The organism is Castellaniella sp. (genome assembly GCF_034674885.1).
Taxonomy (GTDB): Bacteria; Pseudomonadota; Gammaproteobacteria; order Burkholderiales; family Burkholderiaceae_B; genus Castellaniella.
The window spans coordinates 1-17,103 of sequence record NZ_JAUCDS010000024.1 but is presented as its reverse complement, the minus strand read 5'-3'; the positions used below and the strand labels follow the sequence as shown (position 1 = coordinate 17,103).

Sequence of the window (17,103 nt, the reverse complement as noted above, 5' to 3'; positions counted from 1 at the left end):
AGCGCGCTCCGTGCACGCCTACAGGTGCGTGGCGTGCAGCGGCTTTTCCGTCGTTTCCATACGCGCCAGCCCCTGGACGATGCCGCAAGAATCCACCGCCTGTTCGGACTGGCACTGCTCGCGCAGGCCGATCAGCTGGCGGCGCAGGTGCTGCAATTCGCTCAGGCGCACCTGCACGTGGGCGATGTGCTCGTCGAGCAGGTGATTGATGGCGCCGCAATCGCGCGCGGGGTGGTCGACCATGCCCAGCAAGGCCCGGATTTCGTCATGAGCCATGTCCAGGCTGCGGCAATTGCGGATGAAACGCAGGCGTTCCAGGTGCGCGGGGCCGTACTGCCGGTAGTTTCCCTGGCTGCGCTCGGGCGCCGGCAGCAGGCCCGCCTTTTCATAGAAGCGGATCGTTTCCGCGGAACAATGAGCGGCGCGAGCCAATTCACCGATTTTCATGATGGACGGGTCCTGACAACAGAGGGCTTGACCTTGCAGTGACTACAAGGTGTCTACTGCCATCATAGAACGTCTCACAAGCCATTGCCATGCCGCGTACCCCGCACTCCGACACCCCATTGCCCTGCTCGCACGCCGGACACGAACACGGGCATGAACACGACCGCGCCGCCCGCACCGAGCCGCCTGCGAGCGCCTGCTGCCACGGGCCATCCGATGATTCGGCCAGCCCCGCCCCGGCAGCGCTGGCGCCCACGACACCCCATGGCGCCGACCTGCGCACCCAGCTGCGCATCCTGCAGATGGACTGCCCGACCGAAGAGGCCCTGATCCGGCAGGCGCTGGGCCGGCAGCCCGGCGTCCGGGACCTGGATTTCAACCTGATGCAACGGGTGCTGACCGTCGTCCACACGCCCGAAGCGCTCGATACGATCCTGGCAGCGATCCGCGCCCTGGGCTTCACGCCGGAACAGGCGTCGGACACCACAGTCCCGGCCAAGGAGGCCCCCGCCCCCTGGTGGCCGCTGGCCGCCGCCGGCGCGGCCGCCCTGGCCGCCGAAGCCGCCCACTGGATGGACGCCCCCTGGCCCGTGCCCGCCGCGCTCGCGATCCTGGCTGTCCTGGGCTGCGGCCTGGGCACCTACCGCAAGGGCTGGACCGCCATCCGCCACGGACAGATGAACATCAATGCCCTGATGAGCATTGCCGTGACCGGGGCGCTGTTCCTGGGCCAATGGGCAGAGGCCGCCATGGTGATGGTGCTGTACGAATTGGCCGAGCGCATCGAAGCCCTGTCGCTGGATCGCGCACGCAACGCCATCCAGGGGCTGATGCAGCTGACCCCGGACCAGGCCAGCGTCCTCCAGCCGGACGGTCGCTGGCAGGACATGTCGGCCACGGCCGTGCCCGTGGGCGCCCAGGTGCGCGTACGCCCGGGTGAACGCATTGCGCTGGATGGCCAGATCCTGTCGGGCCGGTCCACCATCGATCAGTCACCCATCACCGGTGAAAGCCTGCCCATCGACAAGGCACCCGGCGATCCCGTCTATGCGGGCACCATCAACGGCGCGGGCACCCTGGAATACCAGGCGCTGTCGGCGGCCGGGGAATCCACCCTGGCGCGCATCATCCGGGCCATCGAATCGGCTCAATCCGCGCGCGCACCCACCCAGCGATTCGTGGACCGCTTCGCCCGCGTCTACACGCCGCTGGTCGTGCTGCTGGCCTTGCTCATCGCCGTGACACCGCCCCTGCTGGGCCTGGGCGGCTGGCACGAATGGATCTACAAGGCCCTGGTGCTGCTGGTCATCGCCTGCCCCTGCGCCCTGGTGATCTCCACTCCGGTATCCATCGTCAGCGGTCTGGCAGCAGCGGCTCGGCACGGCGTGCTGATCAAGGGCGGCGTCCACCTGGAACAAGGCCGGCTGCTGCGCTGGATCGCGCTGGACAAGACCGGCACCCTGACCCACGGACGGCCGGTGCTGACCGACCGGCAGATCCTGGGTGATCAGGACACCGAACGCACCCACGCGCTGGCCGCCAGCCTGGCCGGCCATTCCGACCACCCGGTCTCGCGCGCCGTCGCACACGGCCTGGCCGCATTGCCGGGGGCTGATGCCGATGCGCCGCCGGCAATCAGCCCTGCTGTCGCTCGCGAACCGCTGGCGCCGATTGCGGATTTCGAGGCTCTGCCTGGGCGCGGCACGCAGGGCCGCATCGGCCAGACCCGCTACCAGCTGGGCAATCACCGGCTGATCCACGAACAGGGGCTGTGTTCCCCGGCGCTGGAAACGCGGCTGGAATCCCTGGAACAGCAAGGCAAGACCGTCGTGATGCTGGCTGATGCACAGCAGGTGCTGGCCCTGTACGCCGTGGCCGACACCGTCAAACCCGACAGCGCAGCCGCCATCCGATCCCTGCACGATCAAGGGGTGCGCACCGCCATGCTGTCGGGCGACAATCCGCATACGGCAGCGGCCATCGCCGCACAGGTCGGCATCGACCGCGCCGAAGGCAACCTGCTGCCCGAAGACAAGCTGCAGGCGGTGGCGCGGCTGGCAGCCGACGGCACGGCAGTCGGCATGGTGGGTGATGGCATCAATGACGCGCCGGCGCTGGCGCGCGCCGACATCGGCTTTGCCATGGGGGCCATGGGCACGGACGCCGCCATCGAGACAGCCGACGTCGCCCTGATGGACGACGACCTGCGCAAGCTTCCCTGGTTCATCGGCCTGTCACGGGCCACGCACCGCATCCTGGTCCAGAACATCGCGCTGGCCCTGCTGATCAAGGCCGTGTTTCTGGTCCTGACGGTCATCGGACTGGGCACCATGTGGATGGCGGTGTTCGCCGACGTGGGGGCCAGCCTGCTGGTGGTGGGCAACGGCCTGCGGCTGCTGCGGCATCGCGGGGTGCCGCCGTCCACCATCGGCACAGCCGCCTGACGGCCCTGCGCGGGGCGGTCAGGCGGCCGCACACTGATCACCGCCCCTGCTGAACGACCAGATCCAGCACATACAGGACCGACGAGGCATCGGCCGGCGGGTTCTTCCAGTCATAGCGCTTGACCCGCAGGATGGTCGCGGTGCCCTCGTGATGCGTGTACCCCCGGATCGCGTCATATAGCGGATGCCACGGCCCCGCTGCGGGCGCCAGCACGCCGGCCGCGCTGTACTGGCGTTCGCGCACGTTCAGGCAGCGGTGGTCCGCAATCAGGGGATGGCTGCAGGCCACGGTCTGGGGCGCGACTTCCAGAAACTCGACTACCCCCTGGCTGCCGGTCAGGGTTTCGGGAGTCGGCTGGCCGGCAAAGCGCAGCACATCACCGGACTGGGACTTCAGTTCCAGAATCGGTTCCCCTGGCTGCCCAGAGACTTTCGCCGCCAACGGGTGTTTCAGCAGACCCGCCATCGCCTGGTCCCGCTGCATGAGATCGGGCGAACAGGCTTTCATGGTCGCCGCCAAGCCCTGCGCCTGCAGTTGACCGGCCGCCAAAGCATAGCCGCCGAACTGGGCGTTGCAGCCACCCAGCACCTGAAGGGTCTTGTCGGAAAACGCCAGACGCACGGGGCTATCGGTCCCGACCCCCAGCAGGGTCAACTCGCGGCCCTGGGCATCGCGACCGTCCGTCAGGCGCCAGTCGTAGGCGGCCAGGGTGCGGGTGTCCAGGGACACGAGAGAGGAAGTCGTCATGGCAGAGGGAGCGGTGGCAGGTGTCTGGGCGCATGCGCCCAGCACGAGGGCCAGAGAACAGGCGGCGAGGGCATTTTTCATAGTACGTCCTTCGGGTGAAACAACCGTCATGTTATCAATCCCCCGGAACGCCCGGTCTGTCACGCAGTGCCGGCAGTAAAATCCGCGAATGCTGAACACATCCCCTTCTTCCCACGCGCGTTATCCCCTGTGGGGCTTCTGCGTATTCGCCCTGATCGCACTCGTCGGGCTGTATTACGTCAAATGGTCGCCCTACTACGACCGGATCTTCATCGCGGAACAGACCGGCTCCATCGGCAGCTCCATCCTGAACGGCAGCGATGGCGCACTGCCGGCACCCTCGCTGCAGGCCGCGCTGGACTACGCCATCGCCTACGGGCGGGCGATCTGGAAGGCCCTGATCCTGGGATTGTTGCTGGGGTCCGCCCTGCAGGCATTGCTGCCGCCCCAATGGATCCGGCGCTGGCTGGGCAGCCTGGGCGCGCGCAGCGTCCTGACGGGCAGCCTGCTGTCCGTGCCCAGCATGATGTGCACCTGCTGCTCCGCCCCCGTCGTGAACGGGCTGCGGCAGTGCAGCGCCGCCCCCGGCAGCACGGCCGCCTACTGGCTGGGCAACACGATGCTCAACCCGGCCACGCTGGTGTTCATGGGCTTTGTGCTCGGCTGGCAGTGGGTCGGACTACGGCTGGTTGCGGGGCTGGCAATGGTGCTGGGCCTGGGCTGGCTGATCAATCGCCTGAACCGCAACGATGCTGCGATATCGGTTGCAGCCACCCGGGATACGCCCGATGCAAGCGCGAACGACTGCGCTCGCCTGGGCGCCCTGTCCATGCTGCGGCGCTGGGCGCAGGCCTTCACGAGCATGGCGCTGCGCCTGCTGCCCGAATACCTGATCCTGGTACTGCTGCTGGGCGCCGCCCGCGCCTGGCTGTTCCCGGTGCTGGACATGAACATCGACAACAGCCTGCTGTGGATCGTGGGCGCCGCGATCGTCGGATTGCTGTTCGTCATTCCGACCGCCGGCGAAGTCCCCATCGTCCAGGCCATGTTGGCCCTGGGCGTGGCCTCCGGGCCCGCCGCCGCCCTGCTGGTCACTCTGCCGCCCGTCAGCCTGCCCTCTCTGGCCATGGTGGCCCGATCTTTCCGGCGCCAGGACATGGCCGTCATGATCATCGGGATCGCGGTTCTGGGCGTAGTGGCGGGTAGCGCAGCAGTGCTGCTGGGGTTCTGAGAGCGTCAGCGCGCGGCGGCCGTCAGCGTATTGAAGCTGTTGATCAGATTCCGATAGTCCGGGATGTGGTTCGAGAACAGCGTCCCCAGCCCTTCGATGTCGTTGCGCCAGTCGCGGTGCAGCTCGCACGCAGCACCGAACCAGGTCATGAGTTGGGCACCCGCCTGCTCCATGCGGCTCCAGGCGGCCTGTTGGGTCATGCTGTTGAAGGTGCCCGACGCGTCGGCGATGACAAAGACCTCGAAGCCTTCCTCCAGGGCCGACAGCACCGGGAAGGCGACGCAGACCTCGGTCACCACACCAGCGACTATGAGCTGCTTCTTGCCGGTGGCCCTGACGGCCTTGACGAAATCTTCGTTATCCCAGGCATTGATCTGGCCGGGACGGGCGATATAGGGCGCATCAGGAAATTTTTCCTTCAGTTCGGGGACCAGCGGGCCGTTGGGGCCGTTCTCGAAGCTGGTAGTCAGGATGGTGGGCAGATTGAAGTATTCCGCCATGTCGGCCAGGGCCAGGACATTGTTCTTGAACTTGTCCGGATCGATGTCGCGGACCAAAGACAGTAAACCGGTCTGGTGGTCCACCAGCAACACAGCGGCGTTGTCCTTGTCGAGGCGGATATAGGGCTTCTTGCTCATGGTGATCTCCTTGAAGGGCAGGGAAAAAAACGGGGCTTCAAGCCGGAGGACCGGCGCGTAGCCCCACACCCAGGCCAGCAAAATGACATCGACCAGGGTGTGAGGTGTTCAGTGGACCGGCACGGCCTCGGCGGCCGGAATACGACCAAAGCTGCCGCTGCGGAAATCGTCCAGCGCCTGCTGGATTTCCGCTTCGCTATTCATGACAAACGGGCCGTAGCCAACGACGGGCTCATCGATCGGTTCGCCTGACAGCCACAGCAGCGTGACCTCGTTGTTGGCCTCCAGGTGCACGGTATCAGCTTCGCGATCCATGTGCACCAGTTGGCCGGCGCGGACGACTTCCTGCCCGTTGATCATCACGGTACCGTGCAGGACCACCAGCGCCAGGGTGCAGCCCGGCTGAGCCTGGAGTTCGGTCACAGCACCTGTCCGAAGTTTCACGTCCCAGACATCGATGGGCGTGAAGGTCCGGGCCGGACCCTGGCTGCCGCCATGGTTACCCGCGATGACACGCACGCGGCCGGCACCATTGGGCAGGTCGACCTGCGGAATATCGGCATTCAACAAGGTCTGGTAGCCAGGGGGCGACATCTTGTCCCGGGCCGGCAGATTGACCCACAGTTGCACCATCTCCAGCGGGCCGCCCCGACTGGCGAAGGCTTCAGAGTGATATTCCTCATGCAGGATGCCCGAGGCCGCCGTCATCCACTGGACGTCTCCGGGGCCGATGATGCCCCCCATGCCCGTAGAGTCGCGGTGGGCCACTTCGCCCTCGTAGACGATCGTCACGGTCTCGAACCCCCGGTGCGGGTGTTCGCCCACGCCGCGCCGCCCTGTAGTGGGCGTGAAGTTCTGAGGACCTGCGTGATCCAGCAGCAGGAAGGGGCTCAGGGCCTTGCCGTGGTTGTCGTAGCTGAACAGCGAACGCACGGGGAAGCCATTGCCCACCCAATGGGCGCGCGGGGCTTCGTAGACACCGAGAATTTTCTTGAGCATGGCGATTCTCCTTGCGATAGGGCTGAGGCCTTTGCGGACACAGCCAGCTTTGAACATGGGTACATTATGAATTTGGAACGATGATCTGAATAGTTGATAAAATTCAGTCTCAGAGTTCTATTTATGAAACGATGAAGCTTCCGGATCTGAATGAGCTGTACTACTTTGCCAAGGTCGTGGAACACGGCGGATTCGCGTCCGCAGGCCGCGCACTAGGCATCCCCAAGTCCAAACTCAGCCGCCGTGTGGCGTTGCTCGAAGAACGCCTGGGGACGCGGCTATTGCTGCGCTCCACGCGCAGCTTTGCCGTGACCGAGGTGGGCAAACGCTACTACCAGCACTGCCGTGCCATGCTGACCGAGGCCGAAGCGGCCGAAGAATCCGCCGCGCTCGCACATGCCGAGCCCTGCGGCGTGGTGCGCCTGAGCTGCCCTGTCGCCCTGCTGGCAGCGCGCGTGGGCGGATTCCTGGGCGAATTCATGCGCCAGCATCCGCGCGTCGAGCTGCAGGTGGACGAGACCAACCGACGCGTGGACGTGGTGGGCGAGGGGCTGGATCTGGCGATCCGCGTGCGTCCCCCGCCTTTGCAGGACAGCGATCTGGTGCTGCGCATGCTGGCCGAGCGTCGTCAGTGCCTGGTGGCCAGCCCGGCACTGCTGCATCGCATGGGCACACCCACCGGACCGATGGACCTGGCCGACTGGCCCAGCCTGGACATGGGGGTGCCGCAGGAAATCCATCGCTGGGTGCTGCACGGGCCCGACGCCACCCGCACCGAGGTACGCCACCAGCCCAAGCTCGTGACGCAATCCATGCTGGCGCTGCGTGAGGCGACGCTGCTGGGCGTAGGCGTCGTGCAGTTGCCGAGCATGTTCCTGCAGGATGCCATGCGCAGCGGCGCACTCGTGCGAGTGCTGCCGAACTGGGCGCCAAGACCCGAGATCATCCACGCCGTCTATGCCTCCCGGCGCGGCCAGCTGCCCGCCGTGCGCGCGCTGCTGGATCACCTGTCCGCACGGTTTGAGGCGCTGCAAGAAGAGTGAGGTTGACGGGATAGCGCCAGAAACAGAAAGGCCCAAACCGAAGTTTGGGCCTTTCTGCAAATTCTGGAGCGGGTGATGGGAATCGAACCCACGACGGAAGCTTGGGAAGCTTCAGTTTTACCATTAAACTACACCCGCGATCGATGCAATCGATTGATGCACAAGGATTTACGGGTAAAATTGAAGGCCACGGAAATCCCTGAAGCCCTGCATTTTACCTCATTTTGAATCTCCCAAAGACCCCCTCTCCCATCGTCACGGCCCAGACTCCGTCGGGCAGCACGCACATCCGCAGCTTCGTCCACCGTCGCGCCCACATCACGCCCAGCCAGGAACAGGCGATCGCTGAATGGCTGCCGCGCTGGTCGATCCGCTACCAGGGCAGCCCGCTGGACTTGACGGCTGCATTTGGCCGTCAGGCGCCGACGATCCTGGAAATCGGCTTCGGCATGGGCGAGACCACCCAGCAGATCGCCCAGGCTCGGCCGGGCGACAATTTCCTGGGCGTGGAAGTCTTCAATGCCGGTGTGGGCGCCTTGCTGAAACGCATCCACGAAAACGAGCTGGACAACATCCGCATCATCCAGCACGACGCGGTCGAGGTGCTGCGCGACATGATCACGCCGGGGTCGCTGGCCGGGGCGCACATCTATTTCCCGGACCCCTGGCCGAAAAAGCGCCACCACAAGCGCCGCCTGATCCAGCCGACCTTCATCGAACTGCTGGTCAGCCGCCTGGCGCCGGGCGCCTACATCCATTGCGCGACCGACTGGGAACACTACGCCCAACAGATGCTCGAGGTACTGTCCGCCGAATCGGGACTGCAGAACACCTGCGACGACTACGCCCCCCGCCCGGATTACCGTCCCCTGACAAAATTCGAGAACCGGGGGCTGCGCCTGGGCCACGGGGTCTGGGACCTGATCTTCACGCGGCGGGCACACGCCGGCGCCGCACACGACACAGAGGCAAATTGATGTATCCGGAAATCGAACCCTATGGCCAGGGCACCCTGGACGTCGGTCATGGCCATCGCCTGTACTGGGAACTGTGCGGCAACCCGCAAGGCACCCCGGCGATCTTCCTGCACGGCGGGCCGGGCGCGGGCTGTTCCACTGCCCATCGCCGCGTCTTCGACCCCAGCCGCTACAACGTCCTGCTGTTCGACCAGCGCGGCTGTGGCCGGTCGGTGCCGTCAGCCAGCCTGGAACACAACACGACCTGGGACCTGGTGGCCGACATCGAACGACTGCGCGCCGAAGTCCTGAAAGCAAAGCAAATGGTGGTTTTCGGCGGGTCCTGGGGGTCCACGCTGGCCCTGGCCTATGCCGAAACCCACCCGGAACGCGTGCAGGCCCTGATCGTGCGCGGGATCTTCCTGCTGCGCCAGGCCGAGCTGCGCTGGTTCTACCAGGAAGGCGCGTCCTGGCTGTTCCCCGATATCTGGGAAAGTTACCTGGCCCCGATCCCCGAAGCCGAGCGCGGCGACCTGATCGCCGCCTACCACCGCCGCCTGACGGGCGACGACCCGCAGGCGCAGCTGCAGGCGGCGCATGCCTGGACGCAATGGGAAAGCCACACCATCAGCCTGCTGCCCAACCCCCAGCACCTGCAGGCCCACGCGGCCGACCAGGCAGCGCTGGCCTTTGCCCGCATCGAAAACCACTATTTCATGAACAAGGGCTTCATGGAAGAAAGCCAACTGCTGCGCGACGCGCACAAGCTGGCCAACATCCCCGGCGTGATCGTGCAGGGCCGCTATGATGCCTGTACCCCGGCGAAGTCAGCCTGGGACCTGCATCATGCCTGGCCCAAGGCCGACTTCCAGCTGATCCCGGATGCGGGCCACGCCTTCGACGAACCCGGCATCCTGAAGCAGCTGCTGGCCGCCACGGACCACTTCGCCTGAACGGAGACCCGCCATGAGCCTGACCATTCATCTGAACGGCCACGAAACCCGCCTGGACCAGGTGCATACCGTGCAGGACCTGATCGCCCACCTGGGCTACCAGGGCAAGCGCATCGCCGTGGAACGCAACGGCGACATCGTGCCGCGCAGCCAGCACGGACAGACCGCGCTGGCCGACGGCGACCGCCTGGAAATCGTGGTGGCGGTGGGGGGCGGGTGAGACCAGACACGGCATGGTCCACTACAGACTATGCCGTACCTGCCTGATCAGCGCAAACCACCCCGCCCCATCCCGCCCAGGCCCTTCAGCCCGCCCATGGCGCGCATCATCTTCGCCATGCCGCCCTTTTTCATCTGTTTCATCATGCCCTGCATCTGCTCGAACTGCTTGAGCATGCGGTTGACTTCCTGGACCGGCACGCCCGATCCCGCCGCGATGCGGCGCTTGCGCGATGCCTTGATCAGTTCGGGCTTGGCGCGTTCCAGCGCCGTCATGGAGTTCAGGATGCCTTCGGTGCGGGCCAGCTGTTTTTCAGCCTGACCGCCCTGCACCTGGGATGCCGCCTGGGCGAACTGGGCCGGCAGCTTTTCCAGCAGCGAACCCATGTCCCCCAGTTTTTTCACCTGCTGCAACTGATCGCGAAAATCATTCAGGTCGAAACGGTCGCCGGATTTCAGCCGGGCTGCCAGTTTCTGGGCCTCGGCGATGTCGATGTTCTTCTGGGCCTGCTCGACCAGCGAAACAATGTCGCCCATGCCCAGGATGCGCTGGGCCATGCGTTCCGGGTGGAAGGGTTCCAGCCCGTCCAGTTTTTCCGACATGCCGACGAACTTCAGCGGCTTGCCGGTGATCTGGCGTACCGACAGCGCGGCACCACCCCGGGCATCGCCATCGAGCTTGGTCATGACCACGCCCGTCAGCGGCAGGGCCTCGGAAAAGGCGCGCGCCACATTGACCGCGTCCTGCCCCTGCATGGCGTCCACCACGAACAGGGTTTCGACCGGATCCAGCAGGCCATGCAGGTCGCGGATCTCATCCATCATGGCCTGGTCGATGCCCAGGCGCCCGGCCGTGTCGACGATCAGCACGTCGTAGTGCTGGCGGCGGGCATGATCCAGTGCGTTGCGGGCGATGTCCTGCGGTTTCTGCGTGGATTGCGTCGGCAGGAAGTCGACGCCGACCTGTGCGGCCACCGTCTTCAACTGGTCAATGGCGGCGGGGCGATAGACGTCGGCGCTGACCACCAGGACTTTTTTACGGCCGGTCTTGCGGCCATGCTGGACGTGGCCGCCCTCGGACAGCCACTTGGCCAATTTACCGGTGGTGGTGGTCTTCCCCGCGCCCTGCAGGCCGGCCATCAGGATGACCGCCGGGGGCTGGGCCGCCAACGACAGTTCGCCGGCCTCTGCACCCAGGTCGCCCCCCATCAGGCCGGTCAGTTCCTTATGGACGACCCCGACCAGGGCCTGGCCGGGATTCAGGCTGCCAGCGACTTCCTGGCCCAGGGCGGCGGTCTTGACCCGCGCCACGAATTCACGCACCACCGGCAGGGCGACGTCGGCTTCCAGCAGGGCCAGCCGGACCTCGCGCAGCATCTCCTGCGTATTCGCCTCGGTCAGGCGGGCCTCGCCGCGCATCGTCTTAACGATGCGCGACAGACGGGAGGTCAGGTTATCGAGCATGGCAAGTTCCACAAAACTGGTTGATCCGTCGGCCAGCGCATAAAATGGGAGCTTTTGGGGGCGCACGCCGTGCGCCGGACACCGACAGGACTATGTCAGTCAGCATTGTATTTCACTTGCTTGCCGCGCTGGCCTATGCCGTACTGGGCCTGGCCCTGTGGCGGCCGATCGCCCGTGCCCAGGACGTGCGGCCCAGCAGCACCATCGGCCGCAGCTGCCTGCTGGGCGCCATCGCCCTGCACGGCATCGGCCTGGTCTCCGCCGTCATCGTGCCCACCGGCCTGCACCTGGGCTGGGCGCTGGCGCTGTCCACCGCCATGTGGCTGGGCATGATCGTCTTCTGGATCGAGAACTTCCTGCTGCGCCTGGACAGCCTGTTGTTGCTGCTGCTGCCGGCCGCCGCCCTGATCAGCCTGCTGGCGGCCATCTTCCCGCACGGCTACCTGGTGCCGCACGCCAACAACGACTGGCTGCGCGTCCACCTGCTGATCGCCATGGTGGCCTACGGCCTGATCACGGTGGCCGCCCTGCATGCCATGCTGATGACCGTGCTGGACCGCCACCTGCACCGCCCCATCGAGGCCGAAGGCGAACAGCGCCTGATCACCCGCGCCATGGGCGCCATGCCGCCCCTGCTGACGCTGGAACAGCTGTTGTTCCGCCTGATCGGCATCGGCTTCATCATCCTGACCCTGACCGTCATCACGGGCATCATCGTGTCCCTGCGCCTGGGCGGCCACGCCCTGCCCATGGACCACAAGACCGTCTTCACCCTGCTGTCCTGGGTGACGTTCGGCGTGCTGCTGGCCGGGCGCTGGATCCAGGGCTGGCGCGGGCGCATCGCCCTGCGCTGGACCCTGACCGGTTTCGCCTTCCTGCTGCTGTCCTATACCGGCAGCCGATTCGTCCTGGAAGTCATCCTGCAAAGAGGCACACTTGGGTAAGTTCCTGCTATGGGCGGTCATCATCCTGGCCGTCCTGTTCGTTTCACGCATTCTCAGCCACCAAAAGGCCCAGGCCCGACAGGCCGCCGCCCGCCGCCAGGATGCCGTATCCCGCGACGCCGCCGAATCCATGGTGCGCTGCGCCCACTGTCATATCTTCATGCCCCGGTCCGAGGCCTACATGAGCCAGGGCAAGACCTGGTGCAGCGCAGAACACGCGCGGCTGGGGTTAAGGAAGTGAACGGGGCGGGCCCGTCTGCTGGCAATTCAGCGGGCGCCGCCTGCGGCCTGACGATCCAGCCGGACGGCTGGCTGCCCCTGATGGGATCCGGCGTGCTGCGCCGCCCTTCCCCCAATCACGACCTGCGGCCCGACGGCGAGGATCCCTACCTGCTGGTGATCCACAACATCAGCCTGCCGCCCGGCGTGTTCCAGGGCAATGCCATCATCGATTTTTTCCAGAACCGGCTGGATATCAGCGCGGATCCCTGGTTCGTGAACATCCGGGACATGCGGGTTTCCGCCCATTTCCTGATCCGCCGCGATGGCACGATCGTGCAGTTCGTGCCCACCGTGCTGCGGGCCTGGCATGCCGGCGTGTCATCCTTTGAAGGGCGCGAACGCTGCAACGATTTTTCGGTTGGGATCGAGCTGGAAGGAACCGATACCCTGGCGTATGCCGATGCGCAGTATGCGCGGCTGGCCATGCTGTCCGCAGCGATCCGGGCGCGTCATCCGATCCGGGCGGTGCACGGACACGAGGACATTGCCCCAGGGCGAAAGACCGATCCCGGGCCATCGTTTGATTGGAAGCGGTTCGAACAGGAAGCAAGTCAGCCATGAAGCCACGTATCAGCCTGATCACGCTGGGGGTCGATGACCTGGAACGGTCGCTGCGGTTCTACCGGGACGGATTGGGGCTGGCTACCGAAGGCATCATCGGCGAACAATTCGAAGACGGCGCCGTGGCGTTTTTCGATCTGCAGCCTGGATTGAAATCAGCGCTCGGCGCACCAGCACACGGCGTCTTCCTTATCCGGCACACAGTTATCCTGGGCGGTCCACTGGGCGCAGTCTCGGCACCAGAAGCGACACAGGACGAACGACACGGCCGTGGCTATTCCGCGCCCGGAAGGAGCAACGCCGTTTTGCGCCGCGCGATGCGTAACAACGCATCCAACTCTGATGCGTGTTGTGCATCCCTGTAGGCGAGGCCAAATCCGATCCAGAATTCCCTTTCCTTGAGTGGCCTGAAAGTCGCACCGGCGCGCCGCATCTTCGTCATCGACTTTGGTATGAAGCCGATACCCCGTCCGTTTGCCACTTCGGCCAACAGGAGGTGGTGATCCGCAGGTTCCGTCAGTCTGCGACTTGGTGCATGCCCGAGCTTCGCGAACACTTCCTCGTAGTGATCGAAGAATCCGGGATTTGTTCGGCGCTGCGGCCAGAACACGGGTTGGTCATTCAACTGCGCGATCGACAGAACTTTGTGCCGCGCGAGCGGATGTTGTGCGGGGATTACCGCGACCAGCGGCTCTTTGTGCAGCGGTTCAACCACCAACTCCCCCGTTGCGCTGGGCAGTCCGATCAAGGCGACATCGAGCGCGCCACGCCGCAGGCGCCGGATGAGCTCGACGGAAATGGCGGCAACGAAAACCAGCGACCCACCAGGAACCGCTTTCTCGAAGGCAGGCTCGAGGGTAGGAAAGACCCCCGGGTCGAAGACCTTGGTATAACCGACCCTGAGTTGCCGAGGCGTTCCCATTGAATGCCGTCGTGCGATTTCGATCGCCTCTGCGGCCTGAAGCAGCGTCTTCCGGGCCCCCTTCAGGAATGCGCGGCCCGCCGTCGTGAGCACCGCGCCCGACGAATCGCGATTGAGCAGCACCACCCCGAGTTCGCTCTCGAGTTGTTTGATCTGGCGGCTTAGCGGCGGCTGCGACATGTGCAGTCGTTCGGCCGCAGCGCGGAAGGTGCCTTCCTCCGCCACTGCGACGAAACACTCCAGTTGGCGCAGATCGATTCGTATCCTCATGCAGAAAAGGTATCACGAATTTGGTCTTTGCCCATTGCATCTTCCTGCCCGTATGCTCCGTTCTGCTGATTTCGATAGAGAGCAAATCAGACGTGGATACGTGCAAGCACGGGGACTTTCTGTAAAAGAACACCGCAGCTAGAACGCTGGCGGCAGCCGAAGGAAAAACACAGATGAATGGATCTATGGATCAGACAGGCATGACGGCCCTCTTGGGCGCTTCCGCTGGCGAGACCAGTGCAGAACGTTTTACCCGGGGTATCGAAGTGCTGAAGAGGATCGGTGGCGCGGGCTACGATATCCCTGTTAACCGTCTGGCTCAGGTTGCCCCGGATTTGGCACGATTCACCGTTGAATTTGCCTATGGAGACATCCTGTCGCGGCCGGGGCTGGACCTACGCCTTCGCCAGATTGTCACCGTTGCCGCGCTGATGGCCCATGGCAGCGTGCAACCGCAACTGAAATATCACATGACCGGCTTCCTCAATGCCGGCGGCGAGCCGGCAGAACTGGTCGAAATGCTGTTCCTGGCGATTGCCATCCTGGGGTTTCCGGTCTCGATCAACGCCGTGGGCATCGTTCGGGGGATCTTTCGGGAGCGCCGTCTGGATTTCGATCCGATTGCCCCGGTGTCCGACGATGGCACTGCGCGATATCAGCGGGGTCTCGAGGTGCTCGACGGCTTGATGGCCAATCCGGAGGAGTACGTGGAAAAGCTGGAAAGCACTTCACCTGAGCTCGCCCGCTGGTCGGTCGAGTTCGCGTTCGGTGAGATTTTCGCTCGCGAGGGACTCAACCCAAAGGCGAGACAGATCTCGATCATCTCGATGCTCGCGGCAGCCGGCAATCGCAGCGATCTGCTTGGCCTTCATATCGTAGCCGGGCTAGACTCGGGCCTGTCCCGCACCGAGATCATCGAAGCCCTGATGCAACTGGCCGTCTATGCCGGGTTTCCCAGCGCTCTCAATGCCCTTGGGGTCGCGGACGCTGTCTTCACGAAGCCGGAGCAGAAAGAGAAAGGAGGGTCAGGCGGTCGAGCAAGCGCGAATGTAATCGTCTCCGAAACTCGCAAGACACGCAGCGAACGCGGATTGGCGACACTTGCCAGGACTTCTGCCCAGGCGGGCGAGGTCGTGGTCAACAGCTTCAATGACTTGGCCCCAGATATCGGCCGCGCGATCATCGAGCACTCCTATGGCGACATCTTCAGCCGTGTCGGGCTCGACGCGAAGACGCGCGAGCTTACTGCATGCTCGGCGCTCGCAGCGGTGGGAAGCAAAGCGACGGAGACGCCGCTGCGGGTTCATGCAAATGCGGCGCTGACGGCGGGCGCGACGTGGGCGGAAATTGTCGAAACGCTCCTGAACGTCCTTCCCTATCGCGGATATCCCGCAGTCGAGGAAAGCATGCGTGTCGTCGGCGAGGAATTCAGAAAGCGCACCGATTACGCCCAGACCAACCATCCAAGAAAAGGTCCCCCCAAAAAACAATGAGCAATCCGACATGACGGTCAACATCTACGGTATCAAGAACTGCGACACGATGAAGAAGGCCTTCACGTGGCTTAACGTGCAGGGCGTTGATTTCACATTCCACGATTACCGCGTCGCGGGTATCACTCGCGCAGAAGTCGCGGCGTGGGTTGCCGAAGCAGGGCTCGACAAGGTGCTGAACAAGGCGAGCAAGACATTCCGGGCCCTGCCTGAAGAGGCACGTAATGGTCTGGATGAAGCCAGAGCGATCGAGCTGATGGTCGCAGAGCCGACGATGATCAAGCGCCCGGTACTGACGACGCCGCACGGCATCGAGGTCGGTTTCAAACCCGAGCGCTACGCAGCGATTTTCGGGCGTTGAGCGCGGCGGCGAACTATTCTGGACGATAATAATTTCCTCATCCCACCCAGCCAAGTCTCCCATGCCCACCCTCCCCCAAAAAGCTGAAGCCTTTCTCGCCCTGCATCACACCGACCGGGCCTTCATCATCCCCAACCCGTGGGACATCGGCACGGCTCGGCTGCTGGCGGGCATGGGTTTCCAGGCGCTGGCAACCACCAGCGCGGGTTATGCCTACACCCTGGGGGTGCCGGACTACCAGGTCAGCCGAGACAAAATGCTGGCGCACGCCGCGGAACTGGCGGCGGCGACGGATCTGCCTGTCAGCGCAGACATGGAAGCTGGCTATGCGGATACGCTGGACGGTGTGGCAGAGACCTACCGCCTGACGGCGCAGACGGGGGCGGTGGGGGCCTCCATCGAGGACGCCACAGGTCGGGTCGATGATCCGATCTACGATCTGGCGGAAGCCGTGGACCGGGTCAAAGCAGCGGTCGAAGCGGTCCGGGCCCTGCCCTACCACTTCACGTTGACGGCTCGGGCAGAAAACCACCTGCATGGGCGCACGGACCTGAAGGACACGATCCGCCGCCTGCAGGCGTACCAAGAGGCCGGTGCCGACGTGCTCTATGCGCCAGGGCTGCGGACCCGTGAAGAGATCACGTCGGTCGTCAGTTCAGTGGATCTGCCGGTCAATGTGTTGATGGGCGCGCCGGGAATCAATCTCTCCGCCCACGACCTGTCGGATATAGGCGTCAAACGGATCAGCGTGGGGAGCACGCTCAGCCGGGCGGCATTGGGTGCGTTCCTGCGGGCCAGCCGGGAAATGCTGGAGCACGGCACCTTCACCTTTGGGGAAGATGCCGTCAGCTACCCGGACATTGCGCAACTGCTGAAGTAGCTCCCGGCCTTGAGTCGCCCCGGTGATCGCCTATGGCGTCGCCGTGCCGGTCGTATTGGCAAATTTTGCCAATGCCGCTATGCTAGTCCCCATGGGAACCATGAATATCTCGCTGCCCGACGCTCTGAAATCGTATGTGGACGATCAGGTCTCACAACGGGGATTTGGCACACACAGCGAATACGTCCGCGACCTCATCCGCAAAGATCTGGAACGCCACCAATTAC

General features: G+C 64.6%; 18 protein-coding genes, 1 tRNA gene and 2 pseudogenes. 14 read left to right on the top strand and 7 right to left on the bottom strand.

Annotated elements, in window-relative coordinates; genetic code table 11:
• Positions 1-18: 18 nt before the first annotated feature.
• Positions 19-447, bottom strand: coding sequence for a Cd(II)/Pb(II)-responsive transcriptional regulator (gene cadR / locus VDP74_RS12260; RefSeq protein WP_322999920.1), 429 nt, complete (start codon positions 445-447; stop codon positions 19-21).
• Between the two features lie 89 nt (positions 448-536).
• Here cadR and VDP74_RS12255 point away from each other — a divergent pair, with 89 nt between their 5' ends.
• Complete coding sequence (locus VDP74_RS12255) at positions 537-2,891, top strand: heavy metal translocating P-type ATPase (RefSeq protein WP_322999919.1); 2,355 nt, start codon at positions 537-539, stop codon at positions 2,889-2,891.
• Positions 2,892-2,928: 37 nt separating this feature from the next.
• Here VDP74_RS12255 and VDP74_RS12250 read toward each other — a convergent pair whose 3' ends face one another.
• Positions 2,929-3,720, bottom strand: a complete 792-nt coding sequence (locus VDP74_RS12250) for an META and DUF4377 domain-containing protein (protein ID WP_322999918.1) — start codon at positions 3,718-3,720, stop codon at positions 2,929-2,931.
• An 88-nt stretch (positions 3,721-3,808) separates the two neighbouring features.
• Between VDP74_RS12250 and VDP74_RS12245 the strand changes: the two genes are divergently transcribed.
• The gene (locus VDP74_RS12245) at positions 3,809-4,891 is read left to right on the top strand and encodes a permease (RefSeq protein ID WP_322999917.1); all 1,083 of its coding nucleotides are present in this window, start codon (positions 3,809-3,811) and stop codon (positions 4,889-4,891) included.
• Positions 4,892-4,896: 5 nt separating this feature from the next.
• Here the strand turns inward: VDP74_RS12245 and ycaC are convergent, their stop codons facing one another.
• Both ycaC and VDP74_RS12235 read right to left on the bottom strand, forming a co-directional pair.
• Positions 4,897-5,529 carry an isochorismate family cysteine hydrolase YcaC gene (ycaC, locus tag VDP74_RS12240; RefSeq protein WP_322999916.1) on the bottom strand — a complete coding sequence of 211 codons (633 nt, stop codon included), beginning with the start codon at positions 5,527-5,529 and terminating at the stop codon, positions 4,897-4,899.
• 108 nt (positions 5,530-5,637) lie between these two features.
• Positions 5,638-6,528 carry a pirin family protein gene (locus tag VDP74_RS12235; protein WP_322999915.1) on the bottom strand — a complete coding sequence of 297 codons (891 nt, stop codon included), beginning with the start codon at positions 6,526-6,528 and terminating at the stop codon, positions 5,638-5,640.
• 131 nt (positions 6,529-6,659) lie between these two features.
• On the opposite strand from VDP74_RS12235, the gene VDP74_RS12230 reads away from it, so the two are divergent.
• On the top strand, positions 6,660-7,571 hold the full coding sequence (locus VDP74_RS12230; protein ID WP_322999914.1) for a LysR family transcriptional regulator: 912 nt from the start codon (positions 6,660-6,662) through the stop codon (positions 7,569-7,571).
• A 64-nt stretch (positions 7,572-7,635) separates the two neighbouring features.
• Here the strand turns inward: VDP74_RS12230 and VDP74_RS12225 are convergent.
• Positions 7,636-7,709 (bottom strand) — tRNA-Gly (locus tag VDP74_RS12225).
• A gap of 86 nt (positions 7,710-7,795) precedes the next feature.
• On the opposite strand from VDP74_RS12225, the gene trmB reads away from it, so the two are divergent.
• From trmB to thiS, 3 genes are read left to right on the top strand one after another with little or no spacing between them, the layout of a single operon-like run.
• Positions 7,796-8,548, top strand: a complete 753-nt coding sequence (gene trmB, locus VDP74_RS12220) for a tRNA (guanosine(46)-N7)-methyltransferase TrmB (protein WP_322999913.1) — start codon at positions 7,796-7,798, stop codon at positions 8,546-8,548.
• Complete coding sequence (gene pip, locus VDP74_RS12215) at positions 8,545-9,480, top strand: prolyl aminopeptidase (RefSeq protein ID WP_322999912.1); 936 nt, start codon at positions 8,545-8,547, stop codon at positions 9,478-9,480. Before trmB ends, pip begins: the two co-directional genes overlap by 4 nt.
• Positions 9,481-9,499: 19 nt before the next feature.
• Positions 9,500-9,700 (top strand): sulfur carrier protein ThiS, encoded by a 201-nt coding sequence (thiS, locus tag VDP74_RS12210; protein WP_416232985.1) that lies wholly within the window; start codon positions 9,500-9,502, stop codon positions 9,698-9,700.
• A 47-nt stretch (positions 9,701-9,747) separates the two neighbouring features.
• Here the strand turns inward: thiS and ffh are convergent, their stop codons facing one another.
• On the bottom strand, positions 9,748-11,163 hold the full coding sequence (gene ffh, locus VDP74_RS12205) for a signal recognition particle protein (protein ID WP_322999910.1): 1,416 nt from the start codon (positions 11,161-11,163) through the stop codon (positions 9,748-9,750).
• A gap of 92 nt (positions 11,164-11,255) precedes the next feature.
• Here ffh and VDP74_RS12200 point away from each other — a divergent pair, with 92 nt between their 5' ends.
• From VDP74_RS12200 to VDP74_RS12185, 4 genes and pseudogenes are all read left to right on the top strand, one after another.
• Positions 11,256-12,107, top strand: a complete 852-nt coding sequence (locus VDP74_RS12200; RefSeq protein ID WP_322999909.1) for a cytochrome C assembly family protein — start codon at positions 11,256-11,258, stop codon at positions 12,105-12,107.
• Positions 12,100-12,348 (top strand): PP0621 family protein, encoded by a 249-nt coding sequence (locus VDP74_RS12195; protein WP_322999908.1) that lies wholly within the window; start codon positions 12,100-12,102, stop codon positions 12,346-12,348. The genes VDP74_RS12200 and VDP74_RS12195 overlap by 8 nt, the downstream gene beginning before the upstream one ends.
• 80 nt (positions 12,349-12,428) lie before the next feature.
• Positions 12,429-12,950 carry a 1,6-anhydro-N-acetylmuramyl-L-alanine amidase AmpD gene (ampD, locus tag VDP74_RS12190; protein ID WP_322999942.1) on the top strand — a complete coding sequence of 174 codons (522 nt, stop codon included), beginning with the start codon at positions 12,429-12,431 and terminating at the stop codon, positions 12,948-12,950.
• Positions 12,947-13,114, top strand: a pseudogene (locus tag VDP74_RS12185) (VOC family protein); the annotation flags it as partial. The gene ampD and the pseudogene VDP74_RS12185, both read left to right, overlap by 4 nt.
• A 110-nt stretch (positions 13,115-13,224) precedes the next feature.
• On the opposite strand, the gene VDP74_RS12180 reads toward VDP74_RS12185, so the two are convergent.
• On the bottom strand, positions 13,225-14,142 hold the full coding sequence (locus VDP74_RS12180) for a LysR family transcriptional regulator (RefSeq protein ID WP_322999907.1): 918 nt from the start codon (positions 14,140-14,142) through the stop codon (positions 13,225-13,227).
• Positions 14,143-14,342: 200 nt separating this feature from the next.
• On the opposite strand from VDP74_RS12180, the gene VDP74_RS12175 reads away from it, so the two are divergent.
• From VDP74_RS12175 to VDP74_RS12160, 4 genes and pseudogenes are all read left to right on the top strand, one after another.
• On the top strand, positions 14,343-15,635 hold the full coding sequence (locus VDP74_RS12175) for a carboxymuconolactone decarboxylase family protein (protein WP_322999906.1): 1,293 nt from the start codon (positions 14,343-14,345) through the stop codon (positions 15,633-15,635).
• Positions 15,636-15,645: 10 nt separating this feature from the next.
• A complete protein-coding gene (locus VDP74_RS12170; RefSeq protein ID WP_322999905.1) occupies positions 15,646-15,996 on the top strand; it encodes a Spx/MgsR family RNA polymerase-binding regulatory protein in 351 nt (116 codons plus the stop codon).
• Between the two features lie 61 nt (positions 15,997-16,057).
• A complete protein-coding gene (locus tag VDP74_RS12165) occupies positions 16,058-16,876 on the top strand; it encodes an isocitrate lyase/phosphoenolpyruvate mutase family protein (protein WP_322999904.1) in 819 nt (272 codons plus the stop codon).
• Positions 16,877-16,967: 91 nt separating this feature from the next.
• Positions 16,968-17,103: pseudogene (locus VDP74_RS12160) on the top strand (ribbon-helix-helix domain-containing protein); the annotation flags it as partial.